This window comes from Leminorella grimontii, from assembly GCF_039789245.1.
GTDB lineage: Bacteria > Pseudomonadota > Gammaproteobacteria > Enterobacterales > Enterobacteriaceae > Leminorella > Leminorella grimontii.
In genome coordinates this window covers 288,781-304,964 of sequence record NZ_CP146357.1, presented here as the reverse complement: position 1 = coordinate 304,964, position 16,184 = coordinate 288,781, and the positions used below count along the sequence as shown (strand labels likewise).

The window sequence follows — 16,184 nt, the reverse complement described above, 5'->3', positions numbered from 1 at the left end:
AGTAAGGAAATACTGTATGAATGTCCAGAATGATTTAAGCAACTCCGGAAGGTAACCCGCAGAGTGGGTACGTCAAAAGCGCAGATAGTGCATCGCCCACTGTAGGCCAAAGGCGCCCGGCGCCAGCATGGCGAATCCCCACAGCATGGCGGACAGCAGGTTGACGACCTGAAACGACCTTAGCGGCATATTACAGACCCCGGCAGCTAACGGCACCGTTGCCCTCAGCGGGCCGAAGAATCGTCCAACAAACACGCCCAGCGCGCCCCAACGTTCGAAAATACGCTGGCCGCGAAGCAGCAGATTAGGATCGCGAGACAGTGGCCAAATGTGGGCAACGCTGTCCTTATAGCGCCAGCCGAACCAGTAAGAGACCCAGTCGCCAAAGAACGCACCGGCACTGGCTGCCAGCCACAGAGGCCAGAAGCCAATGCCGCTTTCGCCAATAATGGCGCCGATACCGATCAAAATGACGGTCGCCGGGACAAGCAAGGAGAGAAACGCGATGGATTCGCCGAACGCCAGCGCAAAGACGATGGGCGGCCCCCAAATTTGGTGGTCGCGCACAAAGTTCATGGTTACCTGAATAACGTGGTCAAGCGTCACGCAAAAAGCTCCGGCTGAATTCTGCACACATTTAGCCGGAAAGGCCTTTGAAAAATCAACCCTCTTTTCGCTTTTATACGTAAGACGCTCAAAACGCCCCTCGCCTTCACCCTGCCCGTGCGCATGTGCCTGCGAGGCTGTCTATTACCTCATCCTCGCCTAACGCGGGAAGCCGTATTACCACTCGCGTAAACCGTTCGGGTTCACTTTCAACGGTAATGCCGTAGTCATAGCCGTAGCGGGCCTTAATGCGCCTATCGACCAGATTCATGCCCAGCCCATCGCCGTTTAAACGCGGCTGATACAGGCCTGCGTTGTCTTCCACCACCAGCACCAGCGCAGGGCGCCCCTGCGAACCGTCGCAGTACCCTCTGATGTTGATATGCCCTTCCGTCAGCATTTGCGACGTGCCGTGCTTAATGGCGTTTTCAACGATCGGCTGTAGCGAAAAGGCGGGTAATAAAAGAGGCTCAAGCTCGGTCGGGATATCAATATCCACCGTCAGGCGATCGGCAAAGCGCGCCTTTTCAATTTCCAAATAAGCGTTGATATGCTCCAGCTCGTCGCCCAGACTTACCTCGTCGTTGCTGCGCTTGAGGTTTTTACGAAAGAAGGTGGATAGCGAAAGTACCAGGCCGCGAGCCCGATCCGGATCCTTACGGATAACGGCCGACAGAGTATTAAGCGCGTTGAACAGAAAGTGCGGGTTCACCTGTGCGTGCAGCAGCTTTATTTCTGACTGAGAAAGCAGCTGCTTTTGGTTGTCCAGCGTTCCGGCCAGGATCTGCGCCGACAGCAGGTGGGCGATGCCTTCTCCCAGAGTGCGGTTAATAGAAGAGAAGAGCTTACTTTTCGGCTCATAAAGTTTAATCGTGCCGATAACCGTTTTCTCTGCTCCCCGCAGCGGAATGACTAACGTAGAGCCAAGCTTACAGTTTGGCGTGATTGAGCAGGCGTAGGGGACCTCGTTGCCGTCGGCGTACACCACCTGATTGTCCTCTATCGCTTTATGGGTGTAGTGAGACGTAATAGGCGTGCCCGGCAGGTGGTGGTCAGCGCCGATGCCGATAAAGGCCAGCAGCTTCTCCCTGTCGGTAATGGCGACGGCGCCGACTTCCAGCTCTTCATACAGTATTTGGGCCACCCGCATGCTGTTTTGCCGATCGAACCCGGCACGCAGCACCCCCTCAGAACGGGCGGCGATTTGCAGCGCCTTCGCGGAAAAGGCCGTCGTATACTTTTCAAATATCGCTCGCCTGTCGAGTAAAATCCGCATAAACATCGCGGCGCCGATAGTATTGGTAATCATCATCGGCAGAGCGATATCGTTGACCAGATGAACCGCCTGAGAAAACGGCCTGGCGACCAGCAAAATAATCAACATCTGTAGCCCTTCCGCAAACAGCGTGATAGCGGCGACGATAAGCGGCTGAAACAGCAGATCCATGCGGTTATGGCGAATCAGGTAGCGGTGAAGCAGCCCGCCGACCAGCCCTTCGACGATGGTGGAGAGCATGCAGGCGGTCGCCGTCATGCCGCCCATGGAGTAGCGGTGCAATCCCCCCGTCAGGCCGACGAAAAAGCCGACGGAAGGGCCGCCGAGAACGCCGCCCAGCACCGCGCCCATTGCGCGCGTATTAGCGATGGAATCGTCGATCTGTAGGCCAAAGTAAGTCCCCATGATGCAGAACATGGAAAAGGTGAAGTAGCAAAGCAGCTTGTGCGGCAGCCTGATAGTGACCTGCATCAGAGGGATAAACAGCGGCGTTTTACTCAACAGGTAGGCAATCACCAGATACACGCACATCTGCTGCAGCAAAGAAAAAATGAGATCTATCTGACTGATATCCATAAGAGGTCATCTCTGGGCCGGGGACGGGAGGGAAGCAGCGCTATTGTAGCACTGCGTCATTAGAGGCAAAAGGTGGCTATATTAGGCTGATTTATATAAATAAAAAAAAAGCCAGCGCGTGGGCTGGCTAAAAATAAACACTGGAAGCAATGTGAGCAATGTCGTGCTTTCCCGGGGTGAGCATGTTGACCGCCCCTTGAAAACATGGAAATAATAATCATTATCAATATCACCTGTAAAGCTCTTTTTTCTACAAAAACGAAGAAATTATGATTATTTTTATTTTCATATAAAAATCAATTAAATAAAAACAAAAAAGCGCAAAGATTAACCATGAAACTTGCGTGGAAATAAAACGCCGCCATAGTAAAAGAAGCAGTCTCACTTTTTAGAGCCTATTGCGGAGGAAAACCCAATGGCAAGCGGATGGGCCGCCGACGGCGCCGTGCAGGACCAAATCGACAGCACGATATCCGACGCCGTGGCTAAAGCGCGGGCGCAGCTCCACGACGGCGAAAGCGCCATTTACTGTTTATCGTGCGGGGAAGAAATTCCTCAGGCGCGCCGGGATGCTCTTCCCGGCGTACGGTACTGCATCGCCTGCCAGCAGGAGCAGGATGACAAGCACCAGCACAGCGCCGGCTACAACCGACGCGGCAGTAAAGACAGCCAGTTAAGGTAGCGGCCGGCGGGCTTTCAGAAATGGCCTCGCTGCGCCAGCGCCTGCGCGCACGCCCATGCCGAACTCCATGCCCACTGGAAGTTGTACCCGCCCAGCCAGCCGGTCACGTCCATCACTTCGCCAATGAAATAGAGGCCGGGTACGTTAATCGCCTCCATCGTTTTAGACGACAGCGCCTTGGTATCGACTCCGCCCAGCGTCACTTCCGCCGTGCGGTAGCCTTCGGTGCCGTTTGGCTGAATGCGCCAGTCGGTCAACGCTTCGACAAGCGCCTGCTGTCTCGCGTTGGAAAGCTGGTTAAGCGCCACGTCGGGAACAACATCCTGTGCCTGTAGGCACTCTACCAGCCGCTTGGGCAGGCAGCGGGCCAGCGTATTCTTCACACTCTGGTTGGGGTGCTCTTCACGCGATCGCTGAAAGAAATCCTCGACGTCAAGATCCGGCAGCAGGTTAATCGATACCGCTTCACCCGCCTGCCAGTAGCTGGAAATCTGCAGAATAGCCGGGCCGGACAGCCCCCTATGGGTAAACAGCAGGCTCTCCTTAAAGCTTGTGCCATCTTGCGCAGTCACCTGTACCGGTACAGAAACGCCCGCCAGCGTCTCCAACTGGGCCAACAGCGGCTTGTGCAGCGTAAAGGGCACCAGCCCCGCGCGCGTCGGCAAAACGGGGAGGCCGAACTTTTCCGCCAGACGATAGCCGAAAGGCGATGCGCCAAGCCCCGGCATCGACAGCCCACCGGTTGCGACCACCACCGCGCCGGCTTCAATTTCGCCGCTGGCCAAGCGCAGCAGAAAGCCGTTCTCGGTCCGTTCTACGTCCAGAATTTCGCTGCGCATGCGAAAAGCAACGCCGCCTTTTTCGCATTCGCTTTGCAGCATATCGACAATCTCCTGCGCCGACGTGTCGCAAAACAGCTGCCCCAGCGCTTTTTCGTGCCAGGCGATGCCGTAGCGGTTCACCAAATCAAGAAAGTCCCACTGGGTATAACGCGCCAGCGCCGACTTGCAAAAATGCGGATTGTGCGACAGATAGGCAGTGTGATCGGCATACATATTCGTGAAGTTGCAGCGGCCGCCGCCGGACATCAGGATCTTACGGCCCGGCTTTTTGCCGTTGTCCACGACGGTCACCTTCAGGCCGGACTGGCCCGCCTGCGCGGCGCAAAAAAGCCCCGCGGCTCCGGCGCCAATAATGACTACATCCACTCGCTCTGCCACCTTCAACTCCCGTTTTTTTACCCGTACCCCAACGCTATCGCGTTTTGTCGCCGAATTGTAGCGATCCACCATGGTTGGCACCAGTCATGAAATAGTTTCTCAACATAACTAATTTATTTTTTGTTGCTCATTAATAGCAAAGATAACAATACGTTATCTTTGTAAAAGCCTGTAAATCCGCTAGCAGAAAAGAAAAAAAAGTGAATTTTCCCTTTTCCACCAACGCAATTCTGCTGATAATGCGCCCGTCCTCCCACTACTGACAGTTAGATTTATGCTAAACATTTTTGCAGGTCTAGAATTCCACACTGCCCTTATGCTGGGTCTCGCGTTACTTTTCGTTCTGTTTTATGAAGCCATCAACGGCTTTCACGATACAGCCAACGCGGTAGCGACCGTTATTTACACCCGTGCGATGCGCGAGCAGCTTGCCGTCGTTATGGCCGGGATATTCAACTTCCTCGGCGTCGTATTGGGCGGACTGAGCGTAGCCTACGCCATCGTCCACCTTCTGCCGACCGATCTTTTGCTCAACATTAACTCGACTCATGGCTTGGCCATGATGTTCTCAATCCTCCTGGCGGCGATCATTTGGAACTTAGGCACCTGGTACTTCGGTATTCCTGCCTCCAGTTCCCATACCCTGATCGGCTCCATTATCGGCATCGGCATCACCAACGCGATCGTCACCAGCACGTCTATCGTCGACGCGCTGAACATCCCAAAGATGCTGCAAATCTTCGCCTCTTTGATTTTGTCTCCGCTGGTGGGCCTGATTATCGCGGGCGCCATGATCTTCCTGCTGCGTCGCTTTTGGAGCGGCAACAAGAAGCGTCAGCGCATTCACTTAACCCCGGCGCAGCGTGAGAAAAAAGACGGCAAGCGTAAACCGCCGTTCTGGACTCGTATCATGCTGATCGTGTCCGCTATCGGCGTAAGCTTTTCGCACGGCGCTAACGACGGCCAAAAGGGTATCGGACTGCTAATGCTGGTGCTGATTGGCGTAGCGCCGGCCGGCTTCGTGGTAGATATGAGCGCCAGCGGCTATGACCTCGCCCGCACGCGCGACGCGCTGACTCACTTAGAGCAGTACTATGAGAAGCACCGTGAAGCTATCCCACACATCGTAGGCCAAGATAACGCCGCAGCGACCGCGCTGCCCGCCATTCCGTCAACGACGGAATACCACTGCGACAGCAGCCGCTCGCTTATCGCCATCGGCCACTCCAAGCAAATGCTGGAAGGCATTACCGGCTACGATCAGCTTCCCGCCGAGCAGCGCAGCCAGCTGCGCCGTTCACTGCTGTGCGTAGCCGACACGGCGGCCAAGGTCACCAAGCTGCCGGAAACCAGCGCACAGGATAAGCGTTACATCAAAGATCTGCGTACAGACCTGCTGATTACCGTTGAGTACGCGCCTATCTGGATCATCGTCTCCGTCGCTCTGGCGCTTGCGCTGGGCACCATGGTGGGCTGGCGCCGCGTTGCGGTAACTATCGGCGAAAAAATCGGTAAGAAAGGCATGACCTACGCACAGGGCGTATCGGCTCAGGTCACGGCGGCGGTGTCTATCGGCGTTGCCAGCTACACCGGCATGCCGGTTTCCACCACGCAGGTGCTTTCTTCCGCAGTCGCCGGCACCATGCTGGTTGACGGCGGCGGCGTTCAGGGCAAAACCGTGAAGAATATCTTCATGGCCTGGGTACTGACGCTGCCGGCCACCATCGGCCTGTCTTCCATCCTGTACTGGATTGCGCTTCAGATTATCTAATCGTCTGCGCTAATCCTCGCTATCAAAGGCTCGCTTCGGCGGGCCTTTGTTTTTCGACTTGAATCGTGAAGTGTCACAATAATTAAACAATCGGCCACATAGCGGTAGCCAACAAACGCCCGTTATTTTATATTCATGGCGACGATGGGATTGTGCAATACCGTGATTGTTCAGTAAAAAGGCATTCACCCTGTGATCGACCTACCACTTTCATCGCACGTACTGATGCTATTATTTATTTAAAGAAGTTAGCGGATCCTACAGAAGGAGTTCTCTTATGGCATATAAACATATTCTGATTGCAGTTGACCTCTCCCCGGAAAGCAACGTTCTGGTAGAGAAAGCGGTATCAATGGCCCGTCCCTACGATGCAAAGGTTTCTCTGATCCACGTGGATGTCAATTACTCCGATCTGTACACCGGGCTGATTGATGTGAACATGGGCGATATGCAAAAGCGTGTGTCTGAAGAAACTCACGACGCGCTGACCGAGCTTGCGAAGAACGCGGGCTACCCTATCACCGAAACGCTGAGCGGAAGCGGAGATCTTGGCCAAGTGCTGGTTGACGCGATTAAGAAGTATGATGTCGATCTGGTGCTGTGCGGCCACCATCAGGACTTCTGGAGCAAGCTAATGTCCTCAGCGCGCCAGCTGATTAATACCGTGCATATCGATATGCTGATCGTTCCGCTAAGGGACGAAGAATAATAATTAGACTTGAGTCGTTATATAAAACGCCCGCACCGCGGGCGTTTTTCATCCATAAAAACAATTTTTGCCTTATTGTTTTCTTATAAAAAATTCGACCGTTTCGGCTAAATTAATATATAAATAAATGGCGGGATCGGCAGAGATATATACTGCTACTTTCGTCAGCCATCGCTCGATATCTCTGTTAAATTAATTATAACCTCAATTTAACATCAAAATTTTCACAGTAAATCAGAATATTAGAGTCCACAAAAAGAAAAGGAATCAGTTTCCTTAATTGCCGAAAGGCCAAGATAATAGGTTCTAATAATCTCCTTTAGCGCTTTAAATAATAAAAAAATCCTGCTAAAAAACCTTGCTATCTCACGGTTGGTTAGTGTTATAGTCGAAACGCACATACATCACATTCTCATGAAGCCCGCAATATTCATCGTTCTGAATAGCGTTTTTTCGTGGATGAAATAAAAAAATAAGATAGGAATGATATCAATGAGTCAATACAAAACCGTGGACGATTTTCTCCTCATGCTCCAAAAACGCGATGCTAATCAGCCAGAATTCCTGCAGGCCGTACGCGAAGTGTTTTCATCTCTGTGGCCCTTTTTGCAGCAAAACCCACGCTATACCGAACAGGGGCTATTAGAGCGCTTAGTTGAGCCGGAGCGCGTCATTCAGTTCCGCGTTTCATGGCTTGACGACCGGGGCGTCGTTCAGGTGAACCGCGCCTGGCGCGTTCAGTTCAGCTCGGCCATCGGGCCGTTCAAGGGCGGCATGCGCTTTCACCCGTCCGTCAATCTTTCCATCCTAAAGTTTCTGGGATTCGAACAAACCTTTAAGAACGCGCTGACCACGCTGCCCATGGGCGGCGGCAAAGGCGGTTCCGACTTCGATCCCAAGGGCAAGAGCAACGGTGAAATCATGCGCTTCTGTCAGGCGCTGATGACGGAGCTTTATCGCCACCTGGGGCCGGACACCGACGTACCGGCCGGCGACATCGGCGTTGGCGGGCGCGAAGTCGGCTATATGGCCGGCATGATGAAAAAATTGTCCAACAATACCGGCTGCGTCTTTACCGGCAAGGGCCTCTCCTTCGGCGGCAGCCTGATCCGCCCGGAAGCCACCGGCTACGGCCTGGTTTACTTTACCGAAGCAATGCTTAAGCGCCACGGCTCAGGCCTTGCAGGCAAACGCGTTTCCGTGTCCGGCTCGGGCAACGTATCGCAGTACACCATTGAAAAGGCAATGGAGCTGGGCGCCAAGGTGATCACCGCCTCTGACTCCGGCGGCTCCATCGTTGACGAAGAAGGCTTTACCACCGACAAGCTGGCTCACCTGATGGACATCAAGAACAGCCGCTATGGCCGCATCAAAGACTACGCCAACGAGCGCGGCCTGACCTATCTGGAAGGCCAGCGTCCGTGGTCCGTACCGGTCGACGTCGCTCTGCCGTGCGCCACGCAAAACGAACTGGAGCTGGCGGACGCCAAGCTTCTGATTCAAAACGGCGTACAGGCGGTTGCCGAAGGCGCCAACATGCCGACCACCATCGATGCGACCGACGCTCTGATAGCAGCTAACGTGCTGTTTGCACCGGGTAAGGCGGCCAACGCCGGCGGCGTTGCCACTTCAGGCCTGGAGATGTCTCAAAACGCGGGCCGCATCAGCTGGAGAGCCGAGAAGGTCGACCTGCGCCTGCAGCACATCATGCACGACATCCATGAAGCCTGCGTCAACTACGGCGGCGACGCGGCACAGACCAACTACGTCAGCGGCGCCAACATCGCCGGCTTCGTGAAGGTCGCCGACGCCATGATGGGTCAGGGCGTGCTGTAATCACCATAAAAACGAGAACGGCGGCCAATGGCCGCCGCTCCTTTCTAACATCTTTCCCGATACTCACAGCCTACAGCGTAACGTATAAATCAAACCGATGGCTTTTCGTCCTGACTGACGCCGAAGGCGCTTTGTCCGCCAGCGGCGGCGCGTAGTCGGGCCGCTTGACCACTACCCTTCGTTTAGCAAGTCGACAGGCGGGTTCCAGCAGGCCGTCCGCATCGGCATCCTCCCCGACCAGCGACTGAAACACCCGCATCTCCTTTTTCACCAGCGCGCTTTTTTGGCGATGGGGAAACATCGGATCAAGATACACCACGTCCGGCGCGGGCGAGAGATGCTCAAGGTCGGTCAGGCTCGAGGCGTGCAGCAGCGTGAGCCGTTCTTTAAGCCAAGGGCCAATCTCTTCGTTTTCATAGGCTCGCCTGAGCCCGTCGTCCAGCAGGGCGGCTACCACCGGGTGACGCTCCAACATGCGCACCCGGCAGCCTACGGAGGCCAGTACGAACGCATCGCGCCCCAGCCCCGCCGTGGCGTCGACCACGTCAGGAAGATAGTCGCCCTTAATGCCGACGGCTTTGGCTACCGCTTCACCGCGCCCGCCGCCGAACCGACGACGGTGAGCCATCGTACCGGTAACGAAGTCGACGTAAATCGCGCCAAGCTTTGGTTCGTCGCGCTTTCGCAGCTCAAGGCGTTCGGGCGTCAGCACCAGCGCTAACGGCGAACCTTCATCGCTCGAAAGCCCCCAGCGCTGCGCCAAAAGCGACAAGGCGCCGGGATCGGCGCCTGCTTCGTGAGTTAAAAAAACGGACACGGTTATCCTTTGATGCCGTAGTGGCGCAGCATGGCGTCCAGCGTCGGCGCGCGGCCGCGGAAGTTTTTAAACAGCGTCATCGGCTCATCGGATCCTCCCTGTGACAGGATGTTGTCCAGGAAGGCGTTGCCCGTTTCTGCGTTAAAAATGCCTTCTTCTTCAAAGCGAGAGAAGGCGTCCGCCGACAGCACTTCCGCCCACAGATAGCTGTAATACCCCGCGGCGTAGCCGCCGGCGAAGATATGGCTAAAGGCGTGCGGGAAGCGGCCCCAGGCGGGTGAAGGCATCACCGCCACCCGCTTTTTCACCTCGGCCAGCGTTTCCATAATCTTCGCGCCGGTCTGAGGCTGATACTCGTAGTGCAAGCGGAAGTCGAACAGGCCGAACTCCAGCTGGCGAAGAATAAACAGCGCCGCCTGGTAGTTCTTCGCCGCCAGCATCTTATCCAGCATCGCCTGCGGCAGCGGCTCGCCGGTCTGATAGTGACCGGAGATAAAGGCCAGCGCCTCGGGCTGCCAGCACCAGTTTTCCATAAACTGGCTCGGCAGCTCGACCGCGTCCCACGGCACGCCGTTAATGCCGGAGACGCCGGCAGTGTCGATGCGGGTCAGCATGTGGTGAATGCCGTGGCCAAACTCATGGAACAGCGTGGTCACTTCATCGTGGGTGAACAGCGCCGGCTTGTCGCCGACCGGGCGGTTAAAGTTGCAGGTCAGATAGGCCACCGGCTTTTGCAGATGGCCGTCCGCATAGCGCAGGCTGCCGATGCAGTCGTCCATCCAGGCGCCGCCGCGCTTGTGCTCGCGGGCGTATAGGTCCAGATAGAAGCTGCCCTTAAGCTCGCCCTTGGCGTCAAACAGATCGAAGAAACGCACTTCCGGATGCCAGACGTCAACGCCGGTGCGCTCTTTGGCGGTAATGCCGAACACCCGCTTAACCACTTCGAACAGCCCTTCAACCACGCGCTGCTCGGGGAAGTAGGGGCGCAGCTGCTCGTCGCTGATGGAATACAGGTGCTGCTTTTGCTTTTCGCTGTAGTAGCTGACGTCCCACGGTTCCAGCTCGGTTTTGCCGAAGTGCTCTTTGGCGAAGGCGCGCAGATCCGCCAGCTCCTTTTCGCCCTGATTATGGGCACGCTTGGCCAGGTCGTTTAGGAAGTCGAGCACCTGCTGCGGATTCTCCGCCATTTTAGTCGCCAGCGACTTATCGGCATAGGTGTTAAAGCCGAGCAGCTGGGCCAATTCGTGGCGCAGCGCCATAATTTCAGCCATGATCTCGCCGTTGTCCCACTTGCCGGCGTTCGGCCCCTGGTCGGAGGCGCGGGTGGTAAACGCCTGATACATTTCATAGCGCAGTTCACGGTTGTCGGCGTAGGTCATCACCGGCAGATAGCTCGGCATATCCAGCGTCAGCAGCCAGCCTTCCTGCTCCTTGGCCGCCGCTCGCTCTTTGGCCGCGTCCAGCGCGCTTTCGGGCAGGCCCGCCAGTTCGTCGGCGGAAGTAATCAGCTTGCTCCAGCCCATGGTGGCGTCCAGCACGTTGTTGCTGTAGGTCGAACCCAGTTCCGACAGCCGGGCGACGATTTCGCCGTAGCGCTTTTGCTTCTCGGGCTCAAGGCCGATGCCGGACAGCTCAAAGTCGCGCAGCGCGTTGTCCACCGCCTTCTTCTGCGCCTTGCTCAGTTGAGAGAACGCCGCGCCCTGCTTGAGGTTGCGATAGGCGTCGTACAGCCCTTTGTGCTGCCCAACCCAAGTGCCGTACTCCGCCAGCATCGGCAGGCACTGCTCGTAGGCTTCGCGCAGTTCGGCGCTGTTTTTTACCGAATTCAGATGGCTTACCGGAGACCAGATTTTCCCCAAGCGATCGTCCATTTCCGCCAACGGCTGACACAGGTTCTCCCAGGTGAACGGCCCCGGCTGCGCAACAACGCGCTCAACCGCCGCCCGGCAGTCGTCCAGCGAGCTTTTCACGGCAGGGACGACGTCTTCAGGGCGAATAGAGGAAAACGGGGGCAGGGCCCAGGAGGTTAACAGCGGATTAGTCATAGCGGCGATCCTTGAATTTTGCAGATGGAAACAACATGGGGATCATTATGGTAGAAATCAACGGGGAGCGACAGCGATAGCTGAAATCGCCAATACCATCATAACTCAAAGAAAACGCAGCGCCTCTCAGATACCCGTAAACAGTAAATCCACGGCAGAGACTATTTTATTCCTTAGATATTCAGCCTGAACAACGATAGCTTCCTCTTTTAGCATATTGGCACTAACGGTTGTCACCATTTGGCTGATAACGACATATTCTCGTCCTTTAATCAAGAACGCCGGAGTTACCTGGTTAATCTGGGAGTTTTCCGACGTCTTTAACGCTATAGGCATAACGATTCTCGTACTGAGGTGGCTCAGCAGATCCGACTGAACGTCTATAAAGAAAGGGTATATGCTTTTATTCTTTCCTGAATTTTTATAAACGGTAAATTGAGCCATCACAGTACCTGAAAACTTTCGTCATCCGTAAACAAACCATTGCGCTCCACAAAATGGTTCATCGCTTTAATCCCTTCGCGATTTTCCTCCAACCAGCGTTCACGCAGACGTTGGCGAACAGCAACATCCAACGCCTCATTGAGTGTCGCTGACAGGTTCACATTTAGCTCTTTCGCCAGTTCAACCAAATCTGCATTAAGATAAACATTAGTTCCGCGTTTACGGCCTTCACCAGTGGCTTTCATCATAGTTTCTCCACAGTTTTTATGCGCATAATTATTGCGCAAATATCAGGGGTACGCCACCCTATCTTTCTACCGTACTTCATTTGTTTAGCCGCAGCCACAACGGCGCCGGGCGACGCAAACCGCGCCGCCCGGAAAAACAATCAATCAAAACGGTGGGTTAACGCGGCTCCAGGCAGTTTTCCTCCTTCCAGCCGTACAGCCACTCCATCCCCCGGTAGAAGTCCTGCTGGCCCTTCCCTTTCCACAGCAGGTTTCGCACCTGACGCTCGACGCCGTCGGCGTGATAGATCCGTCCCATCTCGCGGGTGGACCACACGATGCGCGCCGTACGCGGAATGCGCACCGACTGATAGAGTTCAAACGCCTTCACTGCGTCGCCGTCGCAGGCCTTGATGGCTTCGCCCAGCGTCACTGCGTCTTCCAGCGCCATGCACGCGCCCTGCGCCATGTATTGCGCGACGGGATGCGCGGCGTCGCCGAGCAGCGTGACGCGCCCGGTTCCCCAAGACGCAGCGGGCTCGCGATCGGCGGTCGCCCAGCGGCGCCACGAAGTCGGCTTGTCCAACATTTGTCTGGGGCGCGGGTGGATGCCTTCAAAGTAGGACAACACTTCCTCTTTGCTGCCGTCGGTTACGCCCCACTCTTCCGACTTACGGCTGTGGAACGTCACCACCAGATTGTACTGAGCGCCGCCGCGCAGAGGGTAGTGCACTAGGTGGCAGCGAGGCCCGCCCCACAGCACCGGCGCGTTGATGCGCAGATCTTCCGGCATGTCGTCCTTATCCACCACCGCGCGGTAGACCACGTGCCCCGTCACCCTCGGCGAGTCGTTCAGCGTCTTAGCCCGAACGATGGACTTGCCGCCGTCGCAGCCGACCAGAACGTCGGCCCGGTAGCGGTTGCCCTGCTCGTCGATAACTTCAACGCCGTTCTCATCCGTATGCAGGTCGACGACTCTGGTCGCGGTCTTATAGCTGACCAGCGGGTTTTTCAGCGCCGCCTGCCATACGGCATCGTGGATATCAACGCGGTGGATAACGGCATAGGGGCCGCCGAAGCGCGCCTGAAACTCAGGGCCGGTTTCCACCCGGACCACCTCTTTGCCGTCCACCGCGTCCATCATTGAGATATGGTCGGTAAACACCGCCCGCTGGCGAACGACTTCGCCAACGCCGAGGCTGTCAAGCGCGGAGAACGCGTTCGGTCCTAGCTGAATGCCGGCGCCGATTTCGCCGATTTCATGCGCCTGTTCCAGCAGCAGCACCTTAATGCCCACTTTGGCCAGCGCCAGCGCGGCGGCCGCGCCGCCAATGCCGCCGCCGACAACGATAGCTGTTTCTGTTTTGTTCACGATGGCTCCCCTTCATTTTTGTTATTTGTTAGCGTTATTCATTAACGCGGGTAACAGAGGCTATTTTTCCGCTTACGCCGCAACCGCGTCGCTTTGCCGCTCGGGCGCTGCGCTCGCGAACGCGGGCAGCGACGTACAGTGCTCATAAACGCGTCGGCAGCGCGGATAGGCCGACAAATCGCAGCCCATCCGCAGGGCGTTGGCCCACTGGGGGATCAGGCAGCAGTCTGCCAACGTCGGGCTGTCGCCAATGCAAAAGTTGCCTGAGCCGGCCTTTTGCAGCAGCGATTCGACCGCCGTTAGCCCAACCGCTATCCAGTGGGCGTACCATGCCTTTTTCTGCGCCTCGCTTATCCCCAGTTCGTCCGTCAGATAGCGCAGCACGCGCATGTTATTGACCGGATGAATATCGCAGGCAATGACAAACGCAATTTCCAACGCCTTCGTACGCGCTTCGCCGGAGGCAGGCAGCAGCGGCACGTCGGGGTAGAGTCGGTCCAGATAGTCGATAATGGCCAGCGACTGTCCTATCGCCTCGCCGTTATCGCCTACCAGCGTCGGCACCAGGCCAATGGGGTTGCGGTGAAGATAGTCGGCCCCGTTTTGCTCTCCGGCACGAATGTTGACGCCTTCCATCTGATAATCGATGCCCTTTAGCGCCAGCGCGATGCGCACGCGATAAGAGGCTGAGCTGTTAAAAAAGCTGAACAATTTCATGATGACCTTCTTATGCCAGGCTAAAACAGGAACTTAAACTATGGAAACGGTGAGCCCCGTCAGGCCGTCCACGCCGCAGGTAATGGTGTCGCCCTTGACGACCGGCCCGACGCCTTCCGGCGTTCCGGTATAGATCAGGTCGCCCGGTTGCAGTTCGAAGAAGTCCGACAGATAGCTGATGGTCTCCGCAACGGACCAGATAAGGAAATTCACGCCGCTGCGCTGGCGGTCCTCTCCGTTGACCTGCAGCCAGATAGCCGCCGTCTCGACGCCTTTGCACTCGGCGGCGCGATGCAGCGGCGCGATGGGCGCCGACAGGTCAAACGACTTGCCGATTTCCCACGGACGCCCCATCTTGCGCATCTCCATTTGGCAATCGCGACGGGTCATATCCAGGCCGGTAGCATAGCCGTATACGTGCTCCAGAGCTTTATCGACCGGAATGTTGCTGCCGCCCTTACCTATCGCCGCCACCAGCTCGATTTCATAGTGGAAGTTTTCGGTCTTTGCGGGATAGGGCAGCGCCAGCGTTTCTCCGGCCTTTACCGGCACGACCGCGTCGTCGGGCTTACAGAAAAAGAACGGCGGTTCTCTGTCCGGATCGAAGCCCATTTCTCTGGCGTGCGCCGCATAATTGCGGCCAACGCAGTAAACGCGATGCACCGGAAAGTACTCGTCGCTGCCGACAATCGGCACCGCGACCCGAGGAGCGGGAGAAAAAGCATATTGAGTCATCACGAAATTCCTTCTTTGTTAGGGTGGAAATAAAAAGGTCGGCCAACCTATTCTCTGAACTCGCGGAACAGCCCCAGCGCCTGCTGAACCGGCCTGTCAGAGAAGCTAAACAGCACGACGTCCTCAGATACGTCAAAGCTCACCGGCTGCCACGACGGCGCGACGAACACGTCCTTCGGTTCAAAGGTGAAGGTCTTGTCGCCGATGGTGACTTTGCCCTGGCCTTCAACCACGTGATAGATGGTGCTGTCGGTCGAACGCTGCTTCTTGCTCTTCATACCTACGGGCAAAAGCTGCATAAAGGTTGCCATGGTCGGCATCGGCGAACCGCCGTTGGCCGGGTTGACGTAGCGCAGCTTGAAGCCTTCGTACTCGTCCGGCTCGCCGTTGCGGCGCAGCTGCTCCAGCGCATCGCGACTGCGCTCATAGCGATAGTTGAAGATCGGCGAAGAGTTGCCGGACTGGTAGCGGACCGGCAGCATGTTGGCCGCATAGCGAGGCTGATAGTCGTCCATCGGCCGCGTGACGGGCTGTTGCTCCTGCGGATAGTCTTCCGCAAAGGCGCAGCCCAGATAGTTGACGATCGGCAAGTCCAGGCCGTCTAGCCACACGACCGGCTCCGAGCCGGGGTTGCCGTGGTCGTGCCAGCGCCACTGCGGCGTGAGGATAAAGTCGCCCGGATGCATCATAGTGCGCTCGCCGTCGACGGCGGTAAACGCCCCCTGCCCTTCGACGATAAAGCGCAGCGCCGATTGGGTATGACGATGGCTGGGAGCGACTTCCCCCGGCATAATCAGCTGAAGGCCCGCATAAAGCGCGTTGCTGATAGACGCCCGACCTTTCAGCGCCGGGTTTTCCAGCACCAGCACGCGTCGAATCGCTTCGCGCGCGCCGATAAGCTCTCCGCTACGCATCAGGAACGGTCGCAGGTCGCGGTAGCGCCACAGCGCGGGCACGGCGGCAATCTGCGGCCCGGTGGTCACCAGCTGGTGCAGGGATTCCCACAGCGGCGACAGGTTCAGGCCCGAAATTTCTTGGTAAAAGCGCGCTCGCTCGGGCGCAACGGCGGTAAGGTTCTCTGATTGGGACATACTCATCTCCTTTATTATCATTTATTTAACGAGCTATTGTTTAACGAGCTATGGACAACG

The 16,184-nt window shown here is 56.5% G+C and carries 15 protein-coding genes; 4 read left to right on the top strand and 11 right to left on the bottom strand.

What is annotated here, in order from left to right; translation table 11 throughout:
- Positions 1-72: 72 nt before the first annotated feature.
- Complete coding sequence (locus V8L73_RS01515; protein WP_261831753.1) at positions 73-606, bottom strand: DedA family protein; 534 nt, start codon at positions 604-606, stop codon at positions 73-75.
- Between the two features lie 106 nt (positions 607-712).
- Positions 713-2,458 (bottom strand): sensor histidine kinase, encoded by a 1,746-nt coding sequence (locus V8L73_RS01510; protein ID WP_051155576.1) that lies wholly within the window; start codon positions 2,456-2,458, stop codon positions 713-715.
- 415 nt (positions 2,459-2,873) lie between these two features.
- Here V8L73_RS01510 and V8L73_RS01505 point away from each other — a divergent pair, with 415 nt between their 5' ends.
- Positions 2,874-3,140 (top strand): DksA/TraR family C4-type zinc finger protein, encoded by a 267-nt coding sequence (locus V8L73_RS01505; RefSeq protein ID WP_347253970.1) that lies wholly within the window; start codon positions 2,874-2,876, stop codon positions 3,138-3,140.
- 14 nt (positions 3,141-3,154) lie between these two features.
- Here V8L73_RS01505 and V8L73_RS01500 read toward each other — a convergent pair whose 3' ends face one another.
- The gene (locus V8L73_RS01500) at positions 3,155-4,432 is read right to left on the bottom strand and encodes an NAD(P)/FAD-dependent oxidoreductase (RefSeq protein WP_347253969.1); all 1,278 of its coding nucleotides are present in this window, start codon (positions 4,430-4,432) and stop codon (positions 3,155-3,157) included.
- Positions 4,433-4,634: 202 nt separating this feature from the next.
- Between V8L73_RS01500 and pitA the strand changes: the two genes are divergently transcribed.
- From pitA to gdhA, 3 genes are all read left to right on the top strand, one after another.
- Positions 4,635-6,131, top strand: a complete 1,497-nt coding sequence (gene pitA / locus V8L73_RS01495) for an inorganic phosphate transporter PitA (RefSeq protein ID WP_347253968.1) — start codon at positions 4,635-4,637, stop codon at positions 6,129-6,131.
- 277 nt (positions 6,132-6,408) lie between these two features.
- A complete protein-coding gene (uspA, locus tag V8L73_RS01490) occupies positions 6,409-6,840 on the top strand; it encodes a universal stress protein UspA (protein WP_027273577.1) in 432 nt (143 codons plus the stop codon).
- Between the two features lie 492 nt (positions 6,841-7,332).
- The gene (gene gdhA, locus V8L73_RS01485) at positions 7,333-8,676 is read left to right on the top strand and encodes an NADP-specific glutamate dehydrogenase (RefSeq protein WP_027273578.1); all 1,344 of its coding nucleotides are present in this window, start codon (positions 7,333-7,335) and stop codon (positions 8,674-8,676) included.
- Positions 8,677-8,746: 70 nt separating this feature from the next.
- Here gdhA and rsmJ read toward each other — a convergent pair whose 3' ends face one another.
- The 8 genes from rsmJ to gtdA all read right to left on the bottom strand — a co-directional run bounded on the left by rsmJ (position 8,747) and on the right by gtdA (position 16,124).
- On the bottom strand, positions 8,747-9,493 hold the full coding sequence (gene rsmJ, locus V8L73_RS01480) for a 16S rRNA (guanine(1516)-N(2))-methyltransferase RsmJ (protein ID WP_347253967.1): 747 nt from the start codon (positions 9,491-9,493) through the stop codon (positions 8,747-8,749).
- A 2-nt stretch (positions 9,494-9,495) separates the two neighbouring features.
- Positions 9,496-11,538, bottom strand: coding sequence for an oligopeptidase A (gene prlC, locus V8L73_RS01475; protein ID WP_261831758.1), 2,043 nt, complete (start codon positions 11,536-11,538; stop codon positions 9,496-9,498).
- A 126-nt stretch (positions 11,539-11,664) separates the two neighbouring features.
- Positions 11,665-11,982, bottom strand: coding sequence for a CcdB family protein (locus tag V8L73_RS01470; protein ID WP_347253966.1), 318 nt, complete (start codon positions 11,980-11,982; stop codon positions 11,665-11,667).
- On the bottom strand, positions 11,982-12,230 hold the full coding sequence (locus tag V8L73_RS01465; RefSeq protein WP_347253965.1) for a type II toxin-antitoxin system CcdA family antitoxin: 249 nt from the start codon (positions 12,228-12,230) through the stop codon (positions 11,982-11,984). Before V8L73_RS01465 ends, V8L73_RS01470 begins: the two co-directional genes overlap by 1 nt.
- A 157-nt stretch (positions 12,231-12,387) precedes the next feature.
- The gene (locus V8L73_RS01460) at positions 12,388-13,581 is read right to left on the bottom strand and encodes a 3-hydroxybenzoate 6-monooxygenase (protein ID WP_347253964.1); all 1,194 of its coding nucleotides are present in this window, start codon (positions 13,579-13,581) and stop codon (positions 12,388-12,390) included.
- Positions 13,582-13,653: 72 nt separating this feature from the next.
- Positions 13,654-14,298, bottom strand: coding sequence for a maleylacetoacetate isomerase (gene maiA / locus V8L73_RS01455; RefSeq protein ID WP_347253963.1), 645 nt, complete (start codon positions 14,296-14,298; stop codon positions 13,654-13,656).
- 33 nt (positions 14,299-14,331) lie between these two features.
- A complete protein-coding gene (locus V8L73_RS01450) occupies positions 14,332-15,033 on the bottom strand; it encodes a fumarylacetoacetate hydrolase family protein (RefSeq protein WP_027273584.1) in 702 nt (233 codons plus the stop codon).
- 47 nt (positions 15,034-15,080) lie between these two features.
- On the bottom strand, positions 15,081-16,124 hold the full coding sequence (gene gtdA / locus V8L73_RS01445) for a gentisate 1,2-dioxygenase (RefSeq protein WP_347253962.1): 1,044 nt from the start codon (positions 16,122-16,124) through the stop codon (positions 15,081-15,083).
- Positions 16,125-16,184: the final 60 nt, after the last annotated feature.